This window comes from Duganella sp. CF402, from assembly GCF_900109645.1.
Classification (GTDB): Bacteria; Pseudomonadota; Gammaproteobacteria; order Burkholderiales; family Burkholderiaceae_D; genus Rugamonas.
In genome coordinates this window covers 3,331,038-3,352,852 of record NZ_FOBG01000001.1, presented here as the reverse complement: position 1 = coordinate 3,352,852, position 21,815 = coordinate 3,331,038, and the positions used below count along the sequence as shown (strand labels likewise).

Below are 21,815 nucleotides of genomic sequence, written 5' to 3'. Positions count from 1 at the left end.
AGATTTTTTATTTGAGCGAGTTAGAAGCACAACATAGATAAGTTGCCTTGACTTTGCTCAAACATGAGTCGTTCGTGTCCAAATGACAGAGCTGACCCTGAATTGAGTTAGGGGAACAACACTGGCAACTCCTGCGAGCGCTTGCGCAGCAGGTTTTTGGCTTCCTCGTATTCGGGGTAGATCAGGCCGACGGTGTCCCAGAATTGCTGGCTGTGGTTCATCTCCAGGATGTGCGACAGCTCGTGCGCCACCACGTAGTCGATCAGCGGCAGCGAGAAGTGAATCAGCTTCCAGTTCAGGCGGATCTTGCGGTCCGCCGTGCATGAGCCCCAGCGGGTGCCGGCCGACGACAGGCCGAACGAATGGTATTGCACGCCCAGGCGCCCTGCGTACAGGTCGAGGCGCTCTTCGAATAAAGTCTTTGCCTGCTGCTGGTACCACACCTGCACGCGATGCTTCAGCTGTTCCTCGCTGGCGCCCGGCAACAGGGTGATCCACAGCTCGCGCGTGTTCGGGTTGTAGATGCTGCGATTGCGGCCGCCCACCAGCAGCCGCAAGGTGATGTCAGCGCCGAGGTAGGGCAGCTGCGCGCCGTCGATCCATTCCACCGGCGGCTTTTGCAGCCGCGCCGCGCGGCGTTCGCGCCGCTCTTTCAGTTTGCTCAGGATCCAGTGCTGCTTGGTGCGGATCGCCTCGTCGATTTCGGCGATAGAGATGCGCTTGGGCGCGGTCACGCGCAGGCCGTCGTCGTCGATCATGAAGCCGATCGAGCGGCGCGTCGAACGGCGCAATTCGTATTCGAGGATGAATTCACCCACCAGCAACTGGCGGCGCGGCGGCAGATTCGATGGCGGCGCAACCAGAGGACGCGTCTTGACGGGGACTGCCGTTTCCGGCGGCGTGACGTAGGGTGAGACTGGCGGAGTTTTCTGCGATGGCGTAGGAACCGACCATACCGGCGAGGTGTACACCGGCTTGGGAGGCGACGACGCCTCCCGTCCAAACAGGTCCGGCTGATTCGGATCGGGCGACGCAGGTTTGACTGCGGTCGCCAGATCGTCTAACCAGCGTTGTAGGCGTGGGGCGAAATGACGCGCATTTCTGATTCTATCCAATTTTCCACCTGTTGCATCATGCCGTCGGCCGTCTGGCCTTCCGACGAAATGGGCTTACCTATCGATACTGTAACAAGGCCGGGGCGTTTGATGAAGGAATTTTTTGGCCAGCACTCGCCCGAGTTGTGCGCGATCGGCACCACCACCGCGCCGGTCTCGATGGCGAGGCGGGTGCCGCCGCTCTTGTATTTGCCCGCTTTGCCGACCGGGATGCGGGTCCCTTCCGGGAACATGATAATCCACAGGCCTTGCGCCAGGCGGCGCTTGCCGTGGCGGACCACTTCCTTGAAGGCGTTCTTGCCTTGCTTGCGGTCGATCGGGATCATGCGCAGCAGCGCCATCGCCCAGCCGAAGAATGGAATGTACAGGATCTCTTTCTTGAACACGAACACCAGTGGACGCGGCATCAGCGGCAGCAGGAAGATGGTCTCCCACGCCGACTGGTGCTTGGACAGCAGGATGGCCGGCGCGTCCGGCAGGTTTTCCATGCCGCGGATTTCATAGCGGATCCCGCAGATCACTTTGAGGCACCAGATCATGAACACGTTCCAGCGCGAGGTGATGTAGAAGCGCTGGCGGTATGGCAGCGGCGCCGCCGCGAAGCAGACGAGCGACCAGATGATGGTCGATACCACCATGACGAGGGTGAAGATCAGGGAACGCAAGAACAATGCAGACTCCAAAAACTGTTTAACCGGCGACGTGCGGCGCCGGCGGGGTGCTGGTTTTGAGCAGGTGGCTGACCATCGCCGACAGGTCCGGGAATACCATCGTGCCGGGCGGCAGGCCGCCGGTGGCTTGGGTCTTCTCGCCTTTGCCGGTCAGGACCAGATAAGGCACGCAGCCGCTCACATAGCCCGCCTGCAGGTCGCGCAGCGAATCGCCGACGACAGGCACGCCTTTCAGGCTGATTTTATAGCGCTGCGAGATTTCTGTGAACATGCCCGGCTTGGGCTTGCGGCAGTCGCAGTTGTCGGCCGCCGCGTGCGGGCAGAAAAACACCGCGTCGATGTCCGCGCCCACTTGCTGCGCCAGCGTGTGCATTTTGTGATGGATGGCGTTGAGGATGGTCATGTCGAAGAACTCGCGGGCGATGCCCGACTGGTTCGACGCCACGACCACGCGGTAGCCAGCCTGGTTCAGGCGGGCGATGGCTTCCAGCGAACCGGGAACCGGGATCCACTCCGCCGGCGATTTGATGAAATCCGGCGAGTCGTGGTTGATCACGCCGTCCCGATCCAGGATGACCAGCTTCATGGACGGCGCGCCCATTTACACCGCCAGCTTGGAGATGTCGGCCACGCGGTTCATCATCCCGTGCAGGGACGACAGCAGTGCCAGACGGTTGTTACGCAGCGCGACGTCTTCGGCCATGACCATGACGTCGTTGAAGAAGGCGTCGACTTCGTTTTTCAACTGTGCCAGCGTTTTCAGCGTGCCGGCGAAGTCGCCCTGGTTGAAGGCGGCGTCGATTTCCGGCAGCACGCGCACCACGGCGGCGTTCAGGTTGATCTCGGCGGCGTCCTGCAGCAGCGCCACGTTGACGCCCGCTTCGCCAACGGCGGCCAGGGCTTCTTCGTTCTTCTTCAGGATGTTGGTGATGCGCTTGTTGGCCGCTGCCAGCGAGGCCGATTCCGGCAGCGCGGCGAAGGCTTGTACGGCTTCCAGGCGCTGCACGATGTCGTCCAGGCGGTCCGGGTTCTGCGCGACCACGGCTTCGATCTCGTTGACCGAGAAGCCGCGCTCACGCAGGATGCCGCGCAGGCGGTCCAGCATGAAGGCTGCCACGTCGGCGGTCGGATCCTTGAAGCCGGCCACGGAGGTGAATTGTTTCGCAGCGTCGGCCAGCAGGCCGGAGATCGACAGCGACAGGCGCTTCTCGATCAGCATGCGCAGCACGCCCAGCGCGTGGCGGCGCAGTGCGAATGGATCTTTGTCGCCGGTCGGCTGCAGGCCGATGGCCCAGATGCCGACCAGGGTTTCCAGCTTGTCGGCCAGTGCCACGGCGGTGCCGGTCACGGTCGATGGCAGGGCGTCGCCGGCGAAGCGCGGCTGGTAGTGTTCCGATGCGGCCAGCGCGACGTCTTCTTTTTCGCCGTCGTTGCGGGCGTAGTAGGTGCCCATGATGCCTTGCAGCTCAGGGAATTCGCCCACCATGTCGGTCAGCAGGTCGGCCTTCGACAGGCGCGCGGCGCGTTCGGTCAGCGCAACGTCGGCGCCCAGCTTGGCGGCGATGGCGCCGGCCAGCGCGGTCACGCGGTCGCTGCGTTCTGCTTGCGTGCCCAGCTTGTTGTGGTACACGACGTTCTTCAGCAGCGGCAGGCGCGATTCCAGGGTTTTCTTCTTGTCTTGCTCGAAGAAGAACTTGGCGTCGGACAGGCGCGGACGCACCACGCGCTCGTTGCCGCCGATGATGGCGGCCGGCGTGTCGGTGGCGATGTTGGAGACGATCAGGAAGCGCGAGCGCAGCTTGCCGTTGGTGTCGGTCAGCGCGAAGTACTTTTGATTGGTCTGCATGGTCAGGATCAGGCATTCCTGCGGCACGGCCAGGAATTCGTCTTCGAACTTGCATTCGTAGACGACTGGCCATTCGACCAGCGCGGATACTTCGTCCAGCAGCGATTCAGGCATCAGCACCGTGTCGGCGCCGGCCTTGGCCAGCAGTTCGGCGCGGATTTGTTCTTTGCGGTCTTCAACCGAAGCCAGGACTTTGCCTTGCGCTTTCAGGGTGGCGGCGTAAGCATCGGCGTTGGCGATGGTGACGGCGCGCTGGCCTGGTGCGGTCAGGAAGCGGTGGCCTTCGGTGACGTTGCCGCCGGTGAGGCCCAACAGGGTCAGTGGCAGCACGGCATCGCCATGCAGGGCCACCAGCGCGTGGGCCGGGCGCACGAATTGTACGGTGGCGCCGTCCGGACGCTGGTAGCTCATCACTTTTGGAATCGGCAGCTTGGCGACCGAGTCTTCCAGCGCCGCTTGCAGGCCCGCTTGCAGCGCGCTGCCGGCGGCGGTGTAGGTGTAGAAGAAGCTTTCGGCCTTGCCGTCCTGCGCGCGTTCCAGATCGGCCACGGTCAGGTTCGGGAAGCCCAGTGCAGCCAGCTTTTTGGCCAGCGGCGGGGTGCCGTTGCCGTTGGCATCCAGCGCCACGGAGACCGGCAGCACTTTTTCGCGGATCGATTTGTCCGGCGACACGGCGCGTACTTTGGTGATGGACACGGCCAGGCGGCGCGGCGTGGCGTAGGCGGTGGCGACGCTGTCGGCTTCCAGGAAGTCGCGCGATTTCAGGCCGTTGACGATGCCGTCCGCGAAAGCCTTGCCCAGTTTGGCGAGCGCCTTCGGCGGCAGTTCTTCGGTCAGCAGTTCGATGAGCAGAGTTTGAGTCATATCGTTTATATCGTTTTATTCAGCAACGGCAGGCAGCATCGGGAAACCGAGGCGCTCACGCGAATCGTAGTAAGCCTGCGCCACGAGGCGCGACAGTGCGCGCACACGGCCGATGTAGGCGGCGCGCTCGGTCACGGAGATGGCGCCGCGCGCGTCCAGCAGGTTGAAGCTGTGCGAGGCCTTCATGATCTGCTCGTAGGCCGGCAGCGTCAGCTGCGCTTCGATCAGGCGCTTGGCTTCCGATTCGTGGTTGTTAAACTGCGAGAACAGCAGCTCGGTGTTGGAGTGCTCGAAGTTGTAGGCCGATTGCTCCACTTCGTTCTGGTGGAAGACGTCGCCGTACTTCAGCGTTTTGGTCTCGCCATTCTCTTCCCAGGTGGTCCACACCAGGTCGTACATATTCTCGACGCCTTGCAGGTACATGGCCAGACGTTCAACGCCGTAGGTGATCTCCCCCAGCACCGGCTTGCAATCGAGGCCGCCGACTTGCTGGAAGTAGGTGAACTGGGTCACTTCCATGCCGTTCAGCCAGACTTCCCAACCGAGGCCCCAGGCGCCCAGCGTTGGCGATTCCCAGTCGTCTTCCACGAAGCGCACGTCGTTCTGCTTCAGGTCCAGGCCCAGCGCTTCCAGCGAGCCCAGATACAGGTCGAGGATGTTTTCCGGCGCCGGCTTCATCACCACCTGATACTGGTAGTAGTGCTGGCCACGATTCGGGTTCTCGCCATAGCGGCCATCTTTCGGGCGGCGCGACGGCTGGACGTAGGCGGCGCGCCAAGGCTCAGGGCCGATCGCGCGCAGGAAAGTACCAGTGTGGAAGGTGCCGGCGCCGACTTCCATGTCGTATGGCTGGAGCAGGGCGCAGCCTTGCTTGTCCCAGTAGGTTTGCAAGGTCAGGATGATTTGTTGAAATGTCAGCATCTTTTAATCGTCGGTGGCGCGCCCGGGCTAAGCCGTCGAGCGCGCGGTTGCAGTTTCGCTAAAGCGATGATTTTAGCGGGTTAAGCGGCTTTTGGCTGGTTTTTTGAGCGCCGGGCCCCAAACCATGCCCCTGCCAGCGACAGCAGCGTCAGGGCCAGGAACAGCTTGTTGCCCCAGAGGATGTACGGCGTGCTGCCGCCCATGCCCTGCACACTGGCGGCCAGGGCGCCGAAGGTGTTCACCGGCAGTTGCTGTACCACCTTGCCTTCGCCATTGATGATGGCGGTGGCGCCGGTATTGGTCGCCCGCAGCATGGGGCGGCCGGTTTCCAGCGTGCGCATCTGCGAGATCTGCAAATGCTGGGGAATGGCGATGGTGTCGCCAAACCAGGCCAGGTTGGAGGTGTTGAGCAGCATGGTGGCCGGCTTCTGGTCCTGCGCCGGGTGATTCAGCTGGGCCGCGATCTCTTCGCCGAACAAGTCTTCGTAGCAGATGTTGGGCAGCACGCGCTGGTCCTTGATGGCGAATGCCGGCTGGATCTCGCGGCCGCTGGTCATGTCGCCCAGCGGGATCGACATCAGGTTGACGAACCAGCGGAAGCCATATGGGATGAACTCACCGTACGGCACCAGGTGGTGCTTGTCGTAGCGGTAGTAGCCCGAGTTCAGCTTGGCCGGAATGCCGATCACGCTGTTGAAATAGGCGGTCTGGCTGTCGGCGGTGAAGATGCCGAGGATCAGGTTGCTGTTGGTTTTATTCAGGAACTGGGCGATGCCGGGCAGGTAGTCCGGCGGCAGTTGCTGCTGCAGCGTGATGATGGCGGTTTCCGGCGTGGCGATCAGGTCGGCCGGGGCGGCGGTGATGGCCTCCTGGTACAGCTTCATGTTCGACACGATCTTGGCGCCGTTGAACTTCTCGTCCTGGGGGATATTCCCTTGCAGCAGGCGCACCGAGATCGGCTTGCCTTCTGGGTAGGTCCATTGCAGGAAGCTCAGGCCGACGCCGGCCACGCAGATGGCCACCGCCAGCCCGGCCGCGCGCGGGCGGGTACGGTGCAGCAGCAACAGCAGAGCGCCGGCGATCACGGCGGCCAGCCAGCCGAGGCCGTACACGCCGATGACCGGCGCGAAGCCGGCCAGCGGGCTGTGGTTGTGGGCATAGCCGGACGACAGCCACGGGAAGCCCGTAAACAGCCAGCCGCGTACCCATTCGAACAGCGCCCACACGGCCGGGAAGACCAGCAGGTTGGCGGCCGGCAGCGGCAGCGTCCAGCGTTGGCGCAGCCACCATGCGGAGCCCATCGCCAGTGCGCCGTAGAGGCCCATCGCTGCGCCCAGCAGCAGCACGGCCAAGGCGGCCAGCGGTGCAGGCATGCCGCCGTAGGTATGCATCGAGACGTACAGCCAGTGCACGCCGGCGACGGTCCAGCCGGTGACGAAGGCCCAGCCGATCAGCGCGGCGGCTTTGGTGCTGGTGCTGCGCAGGACCTGGTAGAACAGCGTGGCCAGGCCGAGGATTTCCAGCGGCCACCAGCCGAACGGCGCGAAGGCGAACACGCACAGCGCACCGGCCAGGCCGGTGATCAGCATGCGGCCTCGGGTCGAGCGTTGCGGCTTGGGAGGATCGTTCGGGTTGGTGCGGCGAAAACGCATTATGCGTCGTCGCCGTGGTCTGGGGCCGGCGGCAGTTTTTCCACCGTCAGCACGTGGATCTGGCGGGCGTCGGCGCGCAGTACTTCGAAGCGCAGGCCTTCAAAGTCGAACACGTCGCCTTTGTGGGCCATGCGGCCGAGGTGCTTGGAGACCAGGCCGCCGATGGTGTCGACGTCGTCGTCGGGCAGGGCGGTGTCCAGCTCGTCGTTGAACTGTTCGATCTCGGTCAGCGCCTTGATGCGCCAGCGCGGGCCGTGCTGGCCCTCGCGGATCGACAGGATGTTGTCTTCTTCCTCGTCGAAATCGTACTCGTCCTCGATGTCGCCGACGATTTGTTCCAGCACGTCTTCGATGGTGATCAGGCCGGCCACGCCGCTGTATTCATCAACCACGATGGCCATGTGGTTGTGGTTGGCGCGGAAGTCGCGCAGCAGCACGTTCAGGCGTTTCGATTCCGGGATGAAAATGGCCGGGCGCAGCATGTCGCGCACGTCGAAGCTTTCTTCGGCGTAGTAGCGCAGCAGGTCCTTGGCCAGCAGGATGCCGATCACCTTGTCGCGCTCGCCTTCAATGGCAGGGAAGCGCGAGTGGGCGGTTTGCAGCACCAGGGGCAGCCATTCTTCAATCGGCTTGGAGATGTCGATCACGTCCATCTGCGAGCGCGGGATCATGATATCGCGGGCGGACAGGTCGGACACCTGGAACACGCCCTCGATCATCGACAGGGCGTCGGCGTCGATCAGGTTGCGTTCGTGGGCGTCGTGCAGAACTTCGAGCAGCTCCGAGCGGTTCTCGGGCTCTGGGGAAATCAGGGCGGTCAGTCGTTCAAACAATGACCTGTGGGGTTTAGCGTCAGTCTTGACGCTACTAGAGTGCTCTTGCATAGCTGGCGTAAAGCCGGTTGTTTCGAAGAGGCATAGGATACACCAAATAGGAAGGCGGGGCCGTTTTTGTCAAAAAAACATGCCCTGCCTGCATCACTCGGCGTAGGGATCGGCGTAGCCGAGTTCGGCGAGGAGTTCGGTTTCGATGCCTTCCATTTCGGCCGCTTCCTCGTCGTCCATGTGGTCATAGCCTTGGGCGTGCAGTACGCCGTGGATGATCAGGTGGGCGGCGTGCTCTTCCACGGTTTTCTTTTGCTCGGCCGCTTCCTTTTCCAGCACGTCGGTGCACAGGATGATGTCGGCCTGCGTTGGCGCGTCTTCCGGCAGTTCTTCTTCGCCTTCGTTATAGGCGAAGGTCAGCACGTTGGTGGCGTAGTCCTTGCCGCGATACTCGCGGTTCAGGGCCTGGCCTTCTTCGGCGTCGACGAAGCGGATGGTCAGTTCGGCCGGCGCGAACAGCGCCGCTTGCACCCACTTGCGGATCATCGGACGGGTGATGCTTTCCTGCAGGCGGGGATCGGCGTACTGCACCGACAGCGTCAGTTTATTTTTTGCGGACATTTTTGAGAGCCGTGGCTTTGAGTAGGGGAGCGATTTCCGCTTCGTGGTTGTGGGCGGTTTCGTAGGCGTCGACGATGCGCGCCACCAACGGGTGGCGCACCACGTCTTCGCTGTTGAAGTGGCTGAAGGCCATGCCGCGCACGTCCTTCAGCACCTGGATGGCGTCCACCAGGCCGCTTTTCTGGCTTTTGTGCAGGTCGACCTGGGTAACGTCGCCGGTGACCACGGCCTTGCTGCCGAAGCCGATGCGGGTCAGGAACATCTTCATCTGTTCGACCGTGGTGTTCTGCGCCTCGTCCAGGATCACGAACGCGTGGTTCAGGGTGCGGCCGCGCATGTAGGCCAGCGGGGCGATCTCGATCACCTGTTTCTCGAACATTTTCTGGGTGCGGTCGAAGCCGAGCAGGTCGTACAGGGCGTCGTACAGCGGACGCAGGTACGGGTCGACCTTCTGCGTCAGGTCGCCCGGCAGGAAGCCGAGGCGTTCGCCTGCTTCCACCGCAGGGCGGGTCAGGATGATGCGTTTGACCGCGTCGCGCTCGAGCGCATCGACCGCGCACGCCACCGCCAGGTAGGTCTTGCCGGTGCCGGCCGGACCGACGCCGAAGCTGATGTCGTGTTCGAGGATGTTGCGCAGGTAGCGGATCTGGTGCGGCGTGCGGCCGCGCAGGTCGGCGCGGCGGGTTTTCAGCACCGGGCTGTTGATGTCGATCTCGACCCCCGGCACCGGTTCGATCTTGCGCGGCTTGGCGGCGCGGGCCGCCGGCGCAGCGTCGTCGGCGTCGACCGGCTCGGGCGCCAGCGCGGCGATGTTCGCGGCGTGCATGTTGGCGCGCTGCTCGACCAGCGCCAGTTGCACTTCCTCGATCGGCACGATCTTGTTGGCGACGGCGTAGAAATGGTCGAGGATTTCGACTGCGCGTTCGGCATTGTGGCCGCTGACGATGAACTTTTCGCCACGGCGGAAAATGGTGACGTCCAGCGCGGCGGAAATCTGGCGCAGGTTTTCGTCGAGCGGGCCGCACAAATGGGCCAGGCGCGCGTTATCGAGCGGCTCCGGGACGAAGTAGTGCGGCTGGACTGGGGTCTTGGTTTTCAATGGAATGCTTTTAGGAGAGAGGGCCGTAGACCGGCACAGGCGATAGTTTATCGTAATTTGCCGTCCATAGCGCCTTTGCTCTACAGTAGAGCTATGGCCATCAACATCACCAACGCGCCCCGGCCCGATCCGGCGGAGCAAAATTTGCGCGAGACCCGCGCCAGGCGTGCCGAACAGCGTAGCGAGCAGTCGGCGGACTCGCGTCGCGCCGAGCAAAACAACCGTGCCGAAAAGGATGGCGCGGTAATCAAGCAGCGCATCAAGGAAAACACCGAATCCAACCGCGCCGAAGCGCGCAACAACGATGCTGCGGCCGCCGCCGACCGCCGCGCCGCCCAGCAAGCCGACAAAAAAGCCGATACCCAGCGCCGCGACAACCAGAAGACGCTCGGCCGCAATATCGACACCACCGCCTGAATCCCGCATTTGCCACGCATTTATTTCTTGCGTGCGACACCCTCTGGTCCTGTGTGATGAAATAGCATTGTTGCTAAGGTTTCTAGCCTCTGATTGATGCCGAACAATCTTAGCCCGGTGTGCGCTGGTATCTTGCACGAATAGCAAGCGGAAACGCTAAGTCTTGCTTAAGTTCAGGCCAGCACTATCTGTTCACCCAAACCAATGAGGAAAATCATGGCACATCATGCACTTGCATCCCAGGAAAGCTACAACCCTAACCACCTGCTCGACATCTTGCTTGGCAAGATGCAGCTGAAAAATGACGCTGCGCTGTCGCGCCTGCTCGAAGTCGCGCCACCGGTCATCAGCAAGATCCGCCACCACCGCCTGCCGGTCGGCGCCTCGCTGCTGATCCGCATGCACGAAGTGACCGGCATGAGCATCCGCGACCTGCGCGACCTGATGGGCGACCGCCGCACCAAGTACCGCCTGTCCGACGCCCAGGGCCGCCCGAAACCGGAAGACCGCCCAATGGATAAGAAAGCCGACGCCGGATTCGCGGCCCATTGATGCGCGCCCAGCGCCCGCGCCTGCCGTACCGCGCATGACGCCGGTGCGGCAGGCCGCCACTTCAGGTTAGCAGCACCATAGAGATTTCTTCATACTGCAACTCCGTCTCGCGGAACAATTGCAGATAAACCTCCTCGTCGAGGCCCAGCGCCGTCCAGGCCACGGTCGAGACCGGCGGCACCAGGTCGTCCTGCACCTGCGCCAGATCGAGCGCGTGCACGATGGCATCGGCCACATGGATGATGGCCGCCAAAAAGCCGGCGCCTTGCGCCTCCGGCTCGTGATGGCCGCCGATGGCCAGCCGCATGGTGTCGGAAAAATTCCAGTGCTCGGCCAGCGCCAGGCCGGCGTCGACATGGTCGACGCCCAGCACCGTGCGCTCAGCATCCAGCAAATAACAGTCGTGCTCGGCACGGTAGGCGATGGCGGCCGCGTACTGCTGCGGGAAGCACGACACCAGCACCAGCCGGCCGATGTCGTGCAGCAGCCCGGCGGTGAAGGCGTAGTCCTGGTTGAAGCGCATCTGGCGCGCCAGCACCTTGGCGCAGGCCGCCGTGGCGATCGAGTGGCGCCAGAAGGCCTTGTGGTCGAAACCGGGGCAGTGGCCCTCGACAAAGCAGCCGGTGACGGCCGCTGCGGTAATCAGGTTGCGCGTGGTCTGGAAGCCGAGGAAGGTAATCGCCTGCTGGATGGTGGTGACCTTGACCTGCAAGCCGTACAGCGAGGAGTTGGCCAGGCGCAGGGTCTTGGCGGTCAGCGCCTGGTCGTGCGACACCTTTTTGGCCAGCACCGAAATGTCGACGTCCTCCTGGTCGATGCTGTTGAGCAGTTCCATCACCACCGCCGGCAGCGACGGCAGGTCGTCCAGCGTGCGCACCACGTCGTCGTAGCTCAGCGTCGAATTGCTTGGGTTACTCATGTTCCGGCGTCTCCTCTACACCCAGGCGGAAGTCGGTGACGAAGCGGCGCAGCGTGGCCGTGGCCCAGTCGCTGCCGCTGTCCGGATCGTTCTTGCGGAACAGCTGGGCGATGCGCGCCTCGTGGTGCTGCAGCGTGGCCGCCACCACTTCCGGCGTCACTTCGTCCCTGGCGATGGGCAGGATGGAGATGCCGTGGCGCGGCATCAGCGCCAGCATGGCCTCGGTCAGCACCGTGCCCTGCGGCAGCAGTACATTGCCCTGGACGTCGAGCAGCACGTCGGACAAGACCATGCCCGGCCGCACCTCCGCCAGCGCCAGTTGATGATAATTCCCTGCCATGCCGCCTCCCGCTTGCTTCCTGAACTATATTTCTTGATATTACCATTGTCTTGCCAAGACGCAGCCCATACCGTACATTGGGGCGTCGCCGTCCAATCCATGTCGTCGGGAGATCGCTAGATGTTTGGTATTCAAGGCCGCTTGACGCTGCTTTTTGTGGTCATCGTCACCCTGGTGCTGGGGATCTCCGGCACCTATGCCCAATACAGCCTCGGTCATGAACTCGAGGTCAGCAGCCAGCGCCTGCGCCAGGGCGTGCTGACCCGCCTGCAAACCAGCCTGCCGTCGGCCTTGTGGGATCTCGACAAGGCCAAGGTCGACAACATCGTGGCAGCCGAGATGATGCCGCCCGAGCTGGTCTCCATCCGCGTCTACGACACCTCGGTCGGCCTGTTCTCCGGCAAGCTGCGCAACGAGAACGGCACCATTTCCTCGATTGAAAACGACGCTGCGGTCGGCGGCACGCCGGTGGTGGCCGACCTGGCGTACCGCGATTCCGGCGCGGCCGGCGCCGCCCTCAAGCCGGTGATCGTGGGCCGGGTGGTGGTCAATTTCAGCCGCGCGCAAATCGACGCCACACTGGCGGCCGAGGTGCGCCGCAAGGTCACCGAGGTGCTGCTGCTGGACCTGATCCTGGTGGCGGCGCTGGCGCTGTCGCTGCGGATCGTGTTCGATCCGCTCAAGCGCCTGCGCGACGGCCTGTTCGACCTGGCCACGCGCGGCAGCGATGAAGTGGAAGAGCTGCCGGACAGCCGCCACGATGAACTGGGCGAGGTGATCCGCGGCTTCAACGCCATCCAGCGCAAGATCAAGTCCAACATCCAGCGCATCCGCGAGGCCGAGGACGAGGCGCGCAAGTCGGCGCAAGCGACCGCCAAGGCGATGGACGATTTGCGCCGCACCCAGGAATCGCTGCTGCAGGCCGAACGGCTGGCCTCGCTGGGCGGGCTGGTGGCCGGCGTCGCGCACGAGATCAACACCCCGGTCGGCATCGCGCTGACCAGCGCCTCGGTGCTGATGGAGGCCACCGAGAAGGTGCAGGCCTCGGTCGAGGGCGGCAACATCAAGAAATCCGATATCACGCGCTACCTGGAGACGGCCTCCGAGAGCACGCGCCTGATCATGAACAACGCCTACCGCGCCGCCCACCTGATCCACAGTTTCAAGCAGATCGCGGTCGACCAGGTCAGCGAGGCGCGCCGCCGCTTCGAGCTGCGCGACTACATCAACGAGGTGGTGTCCAGCCTGCAGCCCAAGCTGAAGAAGACCCGCATCACGGTCAGCATCGCCTGCCCGCCGGATGTGATGCTGGACAGCTATCCGGGCGCGCTGGCGCAGGTCATCACCAACCTCACGCTCAACTGCGTCGAGCACGCCTTCGATCCGGACGACGAGGGCCGCATCGTGATCGGCGTGGCGCTGCAGGGCGACTGGATCGAGATGCAGGTGACCGATAACGGCAAGGGCATCCCGCCCGACATGCTGGACAAGGTGTTCGACCCGTTCGTCACCACCCGGCGCGGGCAGGGCGGCACCGGCCTCGGCCTCAACATCGTGTTCAATCTGATTGCCAAGCAGTTCGGCGGCAGCATCACCGTGTCCAGCGTGCTGGGCCAGGGCGCCAGCTTCGTGCTGCGCATGCCGTGCGTGACGCCGACCGATGAGAACACCTTGCACGCCGACTCCCGCCTGCACGCCTGAGCGGCTACAATCACAAGATGGACAAAGAGGCGATCAAAGGCCTGCTGATTCTGCTTGCCGTGGGCGTGGCCTTGGCTATGCTGGCAGTGGTGGGAACCGAGGACGGCTGGCACAAGCTGGGCTGCGTGCTGCGCGCCGTTGCGCACGGGGTCGCGCTCAGCAATATCCGCTCGGTCTGCCTGTAAAAAAAATCCCGCTCAAGCAGCGGGATTTTTTTAGCGGGTGAGGCTGGAAAACTGATTTATTCGTCTGTGAATTTTTCCGAGCCCTGGCGGCGACGCGAAGCGAAGCCCAGTACAACCAAACCCAGCATCAGCATGACGAAGGTTTGTGGTTCCGGAACCGGCGTGGCTGGTTCGGCTTGCGTCTGCTGCTTTGGATCTGCTGTCGATAAGGTGTTCTGGTCGGCGTCGCTGGCTTTAGCGGCAGACGGGGTATTGCTGATACCGCATGGCGCAGGATCGTTGGCTTCGCAATGTGCGAGTACAATTGTTGCAGGTGCAACATTGCTATCGGTGGCCGGTGCGGCAGGCTTGGCCTGTACGGCGCCGGCAAAGCTTAAGGCGAGTAATGCTGATGAGATCAAGGATACAACTTTCACGATTTACTCCTGCATTCTTTTTTGGGACAGGATGTTAAGGCCGGTTTAATGCGTAAACTATAAACTCACGGAGCAGCTACCTGAGACTTGCTTCCGTTCCGATATTAAATCACACTAAGTAATAATTTGCCATCTCTTTTTCTTTGGTGACAACGTAATTTTGCGCCGCAACAACACCCGCCGGCAGTTTGCCAGTGGCGCAGATGATATTCAAACTGCCAACAACACAATTCTATGCACACTTTCGCGAATCAGATCGTTTCCACATATAGGACCAGAATTCGATTGACGGCGGCGCTCGCTACTGCTGTGCTGGCTGCCGGCTGTGCCAGCAGCGGCAAACCGGCCGCCACGCCGGCCCCCGGCCTGCTGGAGGCGGGCAATCCGCAGGTGCTGCTGCTGGGCGAGGTGCATGACAACGCCCAGGGCCACCGGCTGCGCTACGAGCTGTTGCGTCAGCGCGTGGAGGCCGGTTGGCGCCCGGTGATCGTGATGGAACAGTTCGACCGCGAAAACCAGGATCTGCTGACCAAAGGGCAAAAAGGCTGCCTGGACGCCCAGTGCCTGATCCGCGTGGCCGGCGGCGGCCGCTGGGATTGGCAACTGTATTACCCGCTGATCCAGTTGGCGCTCACCTACCAGCTGCCGCTGGTGGCAGGCAACCTGTCGCGCGCCGACGCCTCGCGCGTGGTGCGTGACGGCGTGGCGTCCAGCTTCGACCCGCAGGGCGTCAAGGATTACAAACTGGACCAGCCGCTGCCGGCCGCGCTGGCCGCCGCCCAGCAGCAGGAAATCGTCGCCGGCCATTGCAATATGCTGCCGGAGATGATGGTCGGCGGCATGGTCAACGCACAAGTGGCGCGCGATATCTGGATGGCGCGTATCATCCGTGAGCAGCAGCCGAAAGACGTGGTGCTGATCGCCGGTAACGGCCACGTGCGCAAGGATGTCGGCGTCGGCTACTGGCTCAGGCAGGTGACGCCGGCGCTGACCGTGCGCAGCGTCGGCTTTGTCGAGAACCGCGAGGACGCCGGCCGCTACGACAGCACCCAGTTGCTGGCGCCGCAAACCCGCGACGATCCATGCAAACAGGTAAAGAAATGAAGACACGCTACATTCCCGAAGCGCCGCCGCGCGCCGAGGTCGACGCGCTGGCCGGTGCGGTGCTGCTGGAGTTCGGCGCCAACTGGTGCGGCCACTGCATGGCGGCGCAGGCGCCGCTGGCCGAGGCTTTTGCCGGCCGCGACAGCGTGGCCCACTATAAGGTCGAGGACGGCCCGGGCCGGCCACTGGGCCGTTCGTACCGGGTCAAGCTGTGGCCGACCCTGATCTTCCTGCGCGACGGCCAGGAGGTGGCGCGGCTGGTGCGGCCGTTGAAAGCAGACGACATTTCGGCCGCGCTGGCGCAAATAGACCACTAACCAAGCTTGGCAATCCGGCAATGTGGTGTGTATGATGGCCCGCACACCACAATCAGCAGGAGCGTCCAGCATGAGTCAGCCCAAGACCAATTCGGCGGCCACCGTCTTGTTTGCCAGCCTGATCGGCACCACGATCGAGTTCTTCGACTTCTACATCTACGCCACCGCTGCCGTGCTGGTGTTCCCCAAGCTGTTCTTCCCAGCCAGCGATCCCGCTGCCGCCACCCTGCAATCGCTGGCCACCTTTGCCATTGCGTTCTTTGCCCGTCCGGTGGGCTCGGCCGTGTTCGGCCACTTCGGCGACCGTATCGGCCGCAAGGCCACGCTGGTGGCGGCGCTGCTGACGATGGGTGTCTCCACCGTGGTGATCGGCCTGCTGCCGACCTATGCTTCGATCGGCACGCTGGCGCCGGCCCTGCTGGCGCTGTGCCGCTTTGGCCAGGGCCTGGGCCTGGGCGGCGAGTGGGGCGGGGCGGTGCTGCTGGCCACCGAGAATGCGCCGCCGGGCAAGCGCGCCTGGTACGGCATGTTCCCGCAGCTGGGCGCGCCGATCGGCTTCTTCCTGTCGGGCGGCATCTTCCTGCTGCTGAGCCAGGTGCTGAGCGATGCCGAGTTCTTCAGCTACGGCTGGCGCATCCCGTTCCTGGCCAGCTCGCTGCTGGTGATTGTCGGCCTGTACATCCGCCTGAAAATCCATGAGACGCCGGACTTCCAGAAAGTGCTCGACAAGAACGAGCGCGTCAAGGTGCCGGTGCTGACAGTGTGGCGCGACCATCGCCGCGTGCTGGTGCTGGGCACGCTGATCGCGCTGGCCACCTTCGTGCTGTTCTACCTGATGACGGTGTTCGCGCTGAGCTGGGGCACCAGCGCGCTGAAATTCTCGCGCAAGGACTTCCTGATCCTGCAACTGTTCGCGGTGCTGTTCTTCGCGTTGACGATTCCGTTCTCGGCCATATGGGCCGACCGCAAGGGCCGCCGCACCACCCTGATCTGGGTCTCGGCTGCGATTGCCGTGTTCGGCCTGACGATGGCGCCGCTGTTCGGTTCCGGCGACGCCACCCAAGTCACCTTCTTCCTGTCGCTGGGCCTGGGCCTGATGGGTATGACCTACGGCCCGCTGGGCACCATCCTGTCCGAGCTGTTCCCGGCCGAAGTGCGTTACACCGGCGCCTCGCTGACCTTCAACCTGGCTGGCATCCTGGGCGCCTCGCTGGCGCCGTACGCCGCCACCTGGCTGGCGACCAACCTCGGCCTGCAGTACGTGGGCTACTACCTGTCGGGCGCCGCGCTGATCAGCCTGATTGCATTGCTTTTGGTAAAGACGAAGTAAGGTCTACCCTAGTCATCGTACAACGGTCGGTGAGTAAGCACATGATTTTGCTTGCTCCCTCCGTTTTATGGTTGTACGATGACATACGACTAAAGCATGATCTCGTGGAGACCGAGAGATCATCACCATAAACACACAATAAGTGATGCCATGAACCTGAGCGAGCCTGTCAATGCGCAAGCGGTGGCCCAATCCGTCGGTAAATACCGCTGGACCATCTGCGCCCTGTTGTTTTTTGCCACCACCGTCAACTACCTGGACCGTCAGGTCCTGAGCCTGCTGGCGCCGGCCCTGTCGGTGGAATTCGGCTGGAGTAACACCGATTACGCCAACATCGCCGCCGCCTTCCAGTTCGTGTACGCGATCTCGATGCTGTTTGCCGGCCGCGTGGTCGACAAGATCGGCACCAAGGCCGCCTACGTGGTGGCGATCACCGTCTGGTCGCTGGGCGCGTTGCTGCACGCGGCCTCGGTGCCGGTGGGCGTCGCCGCTGCCGGTGTGCTTGGACTGTTCGGCGTGGCGGCGGTGCCGTCCATCGTCGGCTTCATGATTTCGCGCGCGGTGCTGGCGGTGGGCGAGGCCGGCAACTTCCCGGCCGCCATCAAGGCCACCGCCGAGTACTTCCCGAAAAAAGAACGCTCCTTCGCCACCGGCATCTTCAACTCCGGCGCCAACGTCGGCGCCATCCTGGCGCCGATCTCGGTGCCGGTGCTGGCCGCGATCTGGGGCTGGCAAGCGGCCTTCATCATGATCGGCATGCTGGGCTTTATCTGGATGAGCGTGTGGCTGTGGCTGTACGACAAACCGGAAAAGCAAGCGCGCCTGTCGGCCGCCGAACTGGCCTACATCCGCAGCGACGCGCCGGTCCCGGTGGCCGCCGTTGAGGGCGAGCCGGCGAAGAAAGTATCGTGGTTCCAGCTGCTCAAATATCGCCAGACCTGGGCCTTCGCCTTCGGCAAATTCATGACCGACGGCGTGTGGTGGTTCTTCCTGTTCTGGCTGCCGACCTACCTGTCGGCGCAGTACGGCATGAAGGGCGAAGCGATTGTGATTCCGCTGGCCGTGTTGTACAGCATGACCATGATCGGCTCCATCGGCGGCGGCTGGTTCCCGAGCTACTTCATGGCGCGCGGCTATGCGCCGTACGACGGCCGCATGAAAGCCATGCTGATGATCGCCTTCTTCCCGCTGGTGGTGCTGCTGGCGCAGCCGCTGGGCGCGATCAGCTACTGGATTCCAGTGCTGCTGATCGGCGTCGGCGCCTCGGCGCACCAGGCCTGGTCGGCGAACATCTTCACCACCGTGTCCGACATGTTCCCGCAAAAATCGGTGGCCTCGGTGATCGGCATCGGCGGCATGGCCGGCGGCTTGGGCGGCGTGCTGCTGACCAAGCTCGGTGGCTGGGTGTTCGACTACTACAAGACCGTCAACGATATCCACACCGGCTACATGATCATGTTCGGCATCTGCGCGCTGGCATACCTGGCCGCGTGGATCGTGATGAAGGCGCTGGTGCCGCGCCACAAGGAAATCACCGACCTGTGATGCGCCTCTTACTTCTGGCCGCGCTGCTGGCCGCCGCTTCCGCCCACGCGGGCATCCGCGTGGAAGCGTACGGCGTGACGCAAGCCGGCCAGCCGGTGGAAAAGGTGACACTGGAAAATGCGCGCGGCATGAAGCTGGCGTATATCGACTACGGCGCCACGCTGGTGCAAGCGCAGGTAGCCGGACGCAACGTGATCCTGTCGCTGCCCGATCTGGCCGCGTTTGAAAAAACGCGCGGCCGCTACGGCGCCATCATCGGCCGCTACGCCGGCCGTATCGCGGGAGGACGCTACACGCTGGACGGCAAGACCGTGCAGCTGGCGACCAACAGCCGTGGCACGGCGCTGCATGGCGATCCCGATCCCTACGACAAGCGTGTGTGGAAGCGTCAGGACTTCGCCGACAAGGAATCGATCGGCTCCATCTACCGTCTGCACAGTCCAGACGGCGACCAGAATTTCCCCGGCGCGATGGACGTCACCGTGACGTATCGCCTGCTGCGCCAGCGCGACGAATTCCGCATCGAGTATCAGGCCACCACCAGCGCGCCGACGGTACTCAACCTGACCAACCACGTTTACTTCAACCTGGCCGGCGCCGCAGCCAATACGCTGCAGGGCCATCGCTTCCAGATCGCTGCGGACCGCTATCTCGAGACCGACGCCATGCGCATCCCCACCGGTGCGATGCTGGACGTGAGCGGCACGCCGTTCGACTTCCGTCGTGCCGCCAGCGTGCACGCGCGCCTGCCGTCGGTGGCCGGCGGCTATGACCACAGCCTGCTGTTGACCAAGCCGGCCGGGGCGTATGCTCCGGTCGCCGTGGTGCACGGCGGCGGCATCCGCATGGAAGTCGGCACCAGCGAGCCATCGGTCCAGCTGTACACCGTCAACGGCTTTGACGGCAGCGAGACCGGCAGCGAAGGCGTGGCCTACCAGCGCTACGGCGCCTTCGCGTTTGAAACCCAGCACTTGCCGGATAGCCCCAACCACGCCAACTTCCCAACCACGGCGTTGTATCCGGGGCAGGTGTTCCGCTCCATGACCAGCTTCCGCTTTGCAGCCGACTAGACACCTGATGTCCTCATGATAAGATGGCCGCTTTGGTGCTGTAAGCGCCTTTGCATTCCAACCGTCTCAACATGAAAAAAAACGTAGCAACCATCCGTGACGTGGCCGCCGCTGCCGGCGTGTCTACCGCCACCGTCTCCAAGTTCGTCAACGGCGCGCAGCGATTCTCGCCAGCCGTAGAAGCGACCATCACGGAAGTGATTGCGAAACTGGGCTACCGTTCCAACCCGCTGGCCGCGTCCATGATCACCGGCCGCACCAAGAGCATCGGCCTGTCGGTGCTGGATGTGAGCAATCCGCACTTCACCAGCATCGTCAAGGGCGCCAACCGCGTGGCGCTGGCGCACGGCTACACGCTGCTGCTGGTCGACACCGAAGAGAATCCGGGCCGCGAACGCCCGCTGCTGGAAGCGCTGAGCCGCCGCGTCGACGGCATGATTGTGTTCTCGCGCATGCTGGAATCCGAAATGGACTGGATGACGGAGCTGGGCAAGCCGCTGGTGTTCTTCGGCCGCCTGAACCGGCTGGAAATCCCTTGGGTGATCAGCGACGACCATCGCGGCGCCTACATGCTGACGCGCCACCTGGTGTCGCTGGGGCACAAGCGCATCGCCTACCTGAGCTTCCCGCGTTCGCGCCGCGATGAAGAGCGCCTGGGCGGCATCCGCGAATGTCTGGCGGCGCAGGGGCTGGAGCTGACCGTCTACGAAGGCGAAGCGCCGACGTCGGCCGAGGGCGAACGTGTCTGCTCGTCGATCATGCTGGGCGCCGAGCATCCGGATGCGCTGATCTGCTACAACGACCTGATGGCGCTGGGCTTCATGAAAGCCGCGCAGACGCTGGGCTTCAAGCTGCCGGAAGACATGTCGGTGGCCGGCTTCGATAATATTCAATACGGTTTATACACTTCTCCGCCTTTAACCACGGTCGACCTGCAGAGCGAACGCATGGGCGCGGTGGCGATGGAAAAACTGATCGCCACCATCGACGGCAAGGCGCCGCCGACCACCACCATGATCGAGCCGCAGCTGATCCTGCGCGGCTCCACCGTCAAGCGCAGCTGATTCAGCGCGTAGCGGCGGTGGGCTGGTCGCTGGAGGCCACCGATGCCGGGCGCCTGGTGATGTCTGCGAATTCCGCCAGCAGCTTGCGCCGCTGCTCAAGCAGGGTGTTGTACAGCTGGACGTCGGCGTCGTCTTCAAACACCATGCGCTGCTGGTCCACGCGCACCTTGCCCAGCCGGGACTGGGCGAAATCGAGTATGCGTCCTGCCAGCTCCGTTTGCGCGCGCTGGTTTTCGCCGAGCCGCAGCAGCAGTTCGTAGTCGTTCGAAATGGCCTTGTCCATCGCGTCCGGTGTGCTGGTGTTTTTCATGATGTCCGCCAGGCGTTGGCGGTACAGGCCCTGCAGGCCGTCGAGCGCGCGCAGGTAGCGCTCGACCCGCTCGTCGGTCTTGACCAGCGCTGCCTTGCTGGCAGCAATGCCCTTGGCCGACACCAGCCGGTCACTATCGAGCATGTGTTCCGCACCGTAGCTGATCAGGTCCCGGTTCATGGCAACGCCGGCGTTGCTGACCGAGATCAGGTGGTCGGACATGGCAATGATGGCGCGGTCGAGGGTGGCAAGCCCAGTGCGCTGGTAATTGAACTTCGGCTCGGGATCATCCTGCTTGCGGCTGGAGACCACCTCGCGGAACGCGGCCATTTGCGTGGTGGCTTGCCGCATAAGCCTGGCGTGGTAGGCGCCGCGCCAGCGCTGCGTGGCCGCAGTGATGTCGGCGGCGATCTGGATTCGCTTGCCTTCGAAGATCTTGTTGGCCGGCAGTTGGTCGCTAGCGCGTATCTCCGCCTGTTCCGCCGGCGTGAAGATTTGCGCTTTGGCTCCTTCGACCCCGGCTTTGGCCAGCAGCGCCTGCACCTGGCGGCGTCCCAGCGGCGTGCTGTAAGCGGCGGTCAGCTGGTCCAGCTGCTGCGTGGTGGTGTAGCGGGCGTAGGCCGGCGCAAACGTATCGCAGATTTCAGCGTCGGTCGCATTGCGGCTCATGTGCTGCAGCAGTTGCGCCACTTCCGGATCGGTGGTGGGCGCTCGTCCCAGCTGATGGCGCAGCAGGGCGGGCATGCCGAATGCCTGCAGCATGCGCCTGGCCGCCGCCAGTTGCTCAACGCCGGGCAGTAGCAGCGGAGCGGCCGGCGCGGTGGCGATGAACGGGCTGTTGGCGCTGGGCGCGGCGGTTTGCGCACCGGCTGCAAACGCCAGCGACAGCGCGCCGCACAGCAGCAGGGGTGAAGCGATTTTGTTCATCGTGA

At 63.5% G+C, this 21,815-nt stretch carries 23 protein-coding genes; 10 read left to right on the top strand and 13 right to left on the bottom strand.

Translation table 11 applies throughout. The annotated features are described in order from the left end of the window. Window positions 1-107: 107 nt before the first annotated feature. The 9 genes from BMZ70_RS15035 to BMZ70_RS14995 all read right to left on the bottom strand — a co-directional run bounded on the left by BMZ70_RS15035 (window position 108) and on the right by BMZ70_RS14995 (window position 9,613). Window positions 108-1,055, bottom strand: a complete 948-nt coding sequence (locus tag BMZ70_RS15035) for a YgjP-like metallopeptidase domain-containing protein (RefSeq protein ID WP_373922516.1) — start codon at window positions 1,053-1,055, stop codon at window positions 108-110. 5 nt (window positions 1,056-1,060) lie between these two features. After that, the gene (locus BMZ70_RS15030; protein WP_092277872.1) at window positions 1,061-1,753 is read right to left on the bottom strand and encodes a lysophospholipid acyltransferase family protein; all 693 of its coding nucleotides are present in this window, start codon (window positions 1,751-1,753) and stop codon (window positions 1,061-1,063) included. Between the two features lie 52 nt (window positions 1,754-1,805). Further along, the gene (gmhB, locus tag BMZ70_RS15025; protein ID WP_092277871.1) at window positions 1,806-2,372 is read right to left on the bottom strand and encodes a D-glycero-beta-D-manno-heptose 1,7-bisphosphate 7-phosphatase; all 567 of its coding nucleotides are present in this window, start codon (window positions 2,370-2,372) and stop codon (window positions 1,806-1,808) included. Between the two features lie 15 nt (window positions 2,373-2,387). Further along, window positions 2,388-4,496, bottom strand: coding sequence for a glycine--tRNA ligase subunit beta (gene glyS, locus BMZ70_RS15020; protein WP_092275746.1), 2,109 nt, complete (start codon window positions 4,494-4,496; stop codon window positions 2,388-2,390). Window positions 4,497-4,511: 15 nt separating this feature from the next. Continuing rightward, entirely contained in the window at window positions 4,512-5,417 is a 906-nt protein-coding gene (gene glyQ, locus BMZ70_RS15015; RefSeq protein WP_092275743.1) for a glycine--tRNA ligase subunit alpha, read from the bottom strand. An 80-nt stretch (window positions 5,418-5,497) separates the two neighbouring features. Further along, window positions 5,498-7,069 (bottom strand): apolipoprotein N-acyltransferase, encoded by a 1,572-nt coding sequence (gene lnt / locus BMZ70_RS15010; RefSeq protein WP_092275740.1) that lies wholly within the window; start codon window positions 7,067-7,069, stop codon window positions 5,498-5,500. Next, window positions 7,069-7,953, bottom strand: coding sequence for a CorC family transporter (locus BMZ70_RS15005; RefSeq protein WP_092275737.1), 885 nt, complete (start codon window positions 7,951-7,953; stop codon window positions 7,069-7,071). Before BMZ70_RS15005 ends, lnt begins: the two co-directional genes overlap by 1 nt. Before the next feature lie 93 nt (window positions 7,954-8,046). Further along, entirely contained in the window at window positions 8,047-8,514 is a 468-nt protein-coding gene (gene ybeY, locus BMZ70_RS15000) for an rRNA maturation RNase YbeY (RefSeq protein ID WP_092275734.1), read from the bottom strand. Continuing rightward, window positions 8,498-9,613 (bottom strand): PhoH family protein, encoded by a 1,116-nt coding sequence (locus BMZ70_RS14995; RefSeq protein ID WP_092275731.1) that lies wholly within the window; start codon window positions 9,611-9,613, stop codon window positions 8,498-8,500. Before BMZ70_RS14995 ends, ybeY begins: the two co-directional genes overlap by 17 nt. Window positions 9,614-9,706: 93 nt before the next feature. Here BMZ70_RS14995 and BMZ70_RS14990 point away from each other — a divergent pair, with 93 nt between their 5' ends. Both BMZ70_RS14990 and BMZ70_RS14985 read left to right on the top strand, forming a co-directional pair. After that, window positions 9,707-10,030, top strand: coding sequence for a hypothetical protein (locus BMZ70_RS14990; RefSeq protein WP_092275728.1), 324 nt, complete (start codon window positions 9,707-9,709; stop codon window positions 10,028-10,030). A gap of 216 nt (window positions 10,031-10,246) precedes the next feature. Further along, window positions 10,247-10,582 (top strand): hypothetical protein, encoded by a 336-nt coding sequence (locus BMZ70_RS14985; protein WP_092275726.1) that lies wholly within the window; start codon window positions 10,247-10,249, stop codon window positions 10,580-10,582. 61 nt (window positions 10,583-10,643) lie between these two features. On the opposite strand, the gene BMZ70_RS14980 is transcribed toward BMZ70_RS14985, so the two are convergent. Both BMZ70_RS14980 and BMZ70_RS14975 read right to left on the bottom strand, forming a co-directional pair. Beyond that, window positions 10,644-11,501 (bottom strand): HDOD domain-containing protein, encoded by an 858-nt coding sequence (locus tag BMZ70_RS14980; RefSeq protein ID WP_092275723.1) that lies wholly within the window; start codon window positions 11,499-11,501, stop codon window positions 10,644-10,646. Beyond that, window positions 11,494-11,841 carry a hypothetical protein gene (locus BMZ70_RS14975; protein ID WP_092275720.1) on the bottom strand — a complete coding sequence of 116 codons (348 nt, stop codon included), beginning with the start codon at window positions 11,839-11,841 and terminating at the stop codon, window positions 11,494-11,496. The genes BMZ70_RS14980 and BMZ70_RS14975 overlap by 8 nt, the downstream gene beginning before the upstream one ends. Window positions 11,842-11,961: 120 nt before the next feature. Between BMZ70_RS14975 and BMZ70_RS14970 the strand changes: the two genes are divergently transcribed. Then, entirely contained in the window at window positions 11,962-13,542 is a 1,581-nt protein-coding gene (locus BMZ70_RS14970; protein ID WP_092275717.1) for a sensor histidine kinase, read from the top strand. A gap of 17 nt (window positions 13,543-13,559) precedes the next feature. Beyond that, window positions 13,560-13,727, top strand: coding sequence for a hypothetical protein (locus tag BMZ70_RS28355; RefSeq protein ID WP_165403470.1), 168 nt, complete (start codon window positions 13,560-13,562; stop codon window positions 13,725-13,727). A gap of 56 nt (window positions 13,728-13,783) precedes the next feature. Here the strand turns inward: BMZ70_RS28355 and BMZ70_RS14965 are convergent, their stop codons facing one another. Then, window positions 13,784-14,143 carry a PEP-CTERM sorting domain-containing protein gene (locus BMZ70_RS14965; protein WP_092275714.1) on the bottom strand — a complete coding sequence of 120 codons (360 nt, stop codon included), beginning with the start codon at window positions 14,141-14,143 and terminating at the stop codon, window positions 13,784-13,786. Between the two features lie 285 nt (window positions 14,144-14,428). On the opposite strand from BMZ70_RS14965, the gene BMZ70_RS14960 reads away from it, so the two are divergent. The 6 genes from BMZ70_RS14960 to BMZ70_RS14935 all read left to right on the top strand — a co-directional run bounded on the left by BMZ70_RS14960 (window position 14,429) and on the right by BMZ70_RS14935 (window position 20,573). Next, entirely contained in the window at window positions 14,429-15,247 is an 819-nt protein-coding gene (locus tag BMZ70_RS14960; protein ID WP_229205416.1) for a ChaN family lipoprotein, read from the top strand. After that, window positions 15,244-15,564: a thioredoxin family protein gene (locus tag BMZ70_RS14955; protein WP_092275708.1), complete on the top strand. Its 321-nt coding sequence runs from the start codon at window positions 15,244-15,246 to the stop codon at window positions 15,562-15,564. The genes BMZ70_RS14960 and BMZ70_RS14955 overlap by 4 nt, the downstream gene beginning before the upstream one ends. Before the next feature lie 70 nt (window positions 15,565-15,634). Continuing rightward, the gene (locus tag BMZ70_RS14950; protein ID WP_092275705.1) at window positions 15,635-16,894 is read left to right on the top strand and encodes an MFS transporter; all 1,260 of its coding nucleotides are present in this window, start codon (window positions 15,635-15,637) and stop codon (window positions 16,892-16,894) included. A gap of 150 nt (window positions 16,895-17,044) precedes the next feature. Beyond that, a complete protein-coding gene (locus tag BMZ70_RS14945) occupies window positions 17,045-18,439 on the top strand; it encodes an MFS transporter (protein ID WP_092275702.1) in 1,395 nt (464 codons plus the stop codon). After that, complete coding sequence (locus BMZ70_RS14940) at window positions 18,439-19,509, top strand: aldose epimerase family protein (RefSeq protein WP_092275699.1); 1,071 nt, start codon at window positions 18,439-18,441, stop codon at window positions 19,507-19,509. Before BMZ70_RS14945 ends, BMZ70_RS14940 begins: the two co-directional genes overlap by 1 nt. Window positions 19,510-19,580: 71 nt before the next feature. Then, a complete protein-coding gene (locus tag BMZ70_RS14935) occupies window positions 19,581-20,573 on the top strand; it encodes a LacI family DNA-binding transcriptional regulator (RefSeq protein WP_092275696.1) in 993 nt (330 codons plus the stop codon). 1 nt (window position 20,574) lies between these two features. Here the strand turns inward: BMZ70_RS14935 and BMZ70_RS14930 are convergent, their stop codons facing one another. Next, window positions 20,575-21,810 (bottom strand): DUF2059 domain-containing protein, encoded by a 1,236-nt coding sequence (locus BMZ70_RS14930; protein ID WP_130300766.1) that lies wholly within the window; start codon window positions 21,808-21,810, stop codon window positions 20,575-20,577. Between the last annotated feature and the right edge of the window lie 5 nt (window positions 21,811-21,815).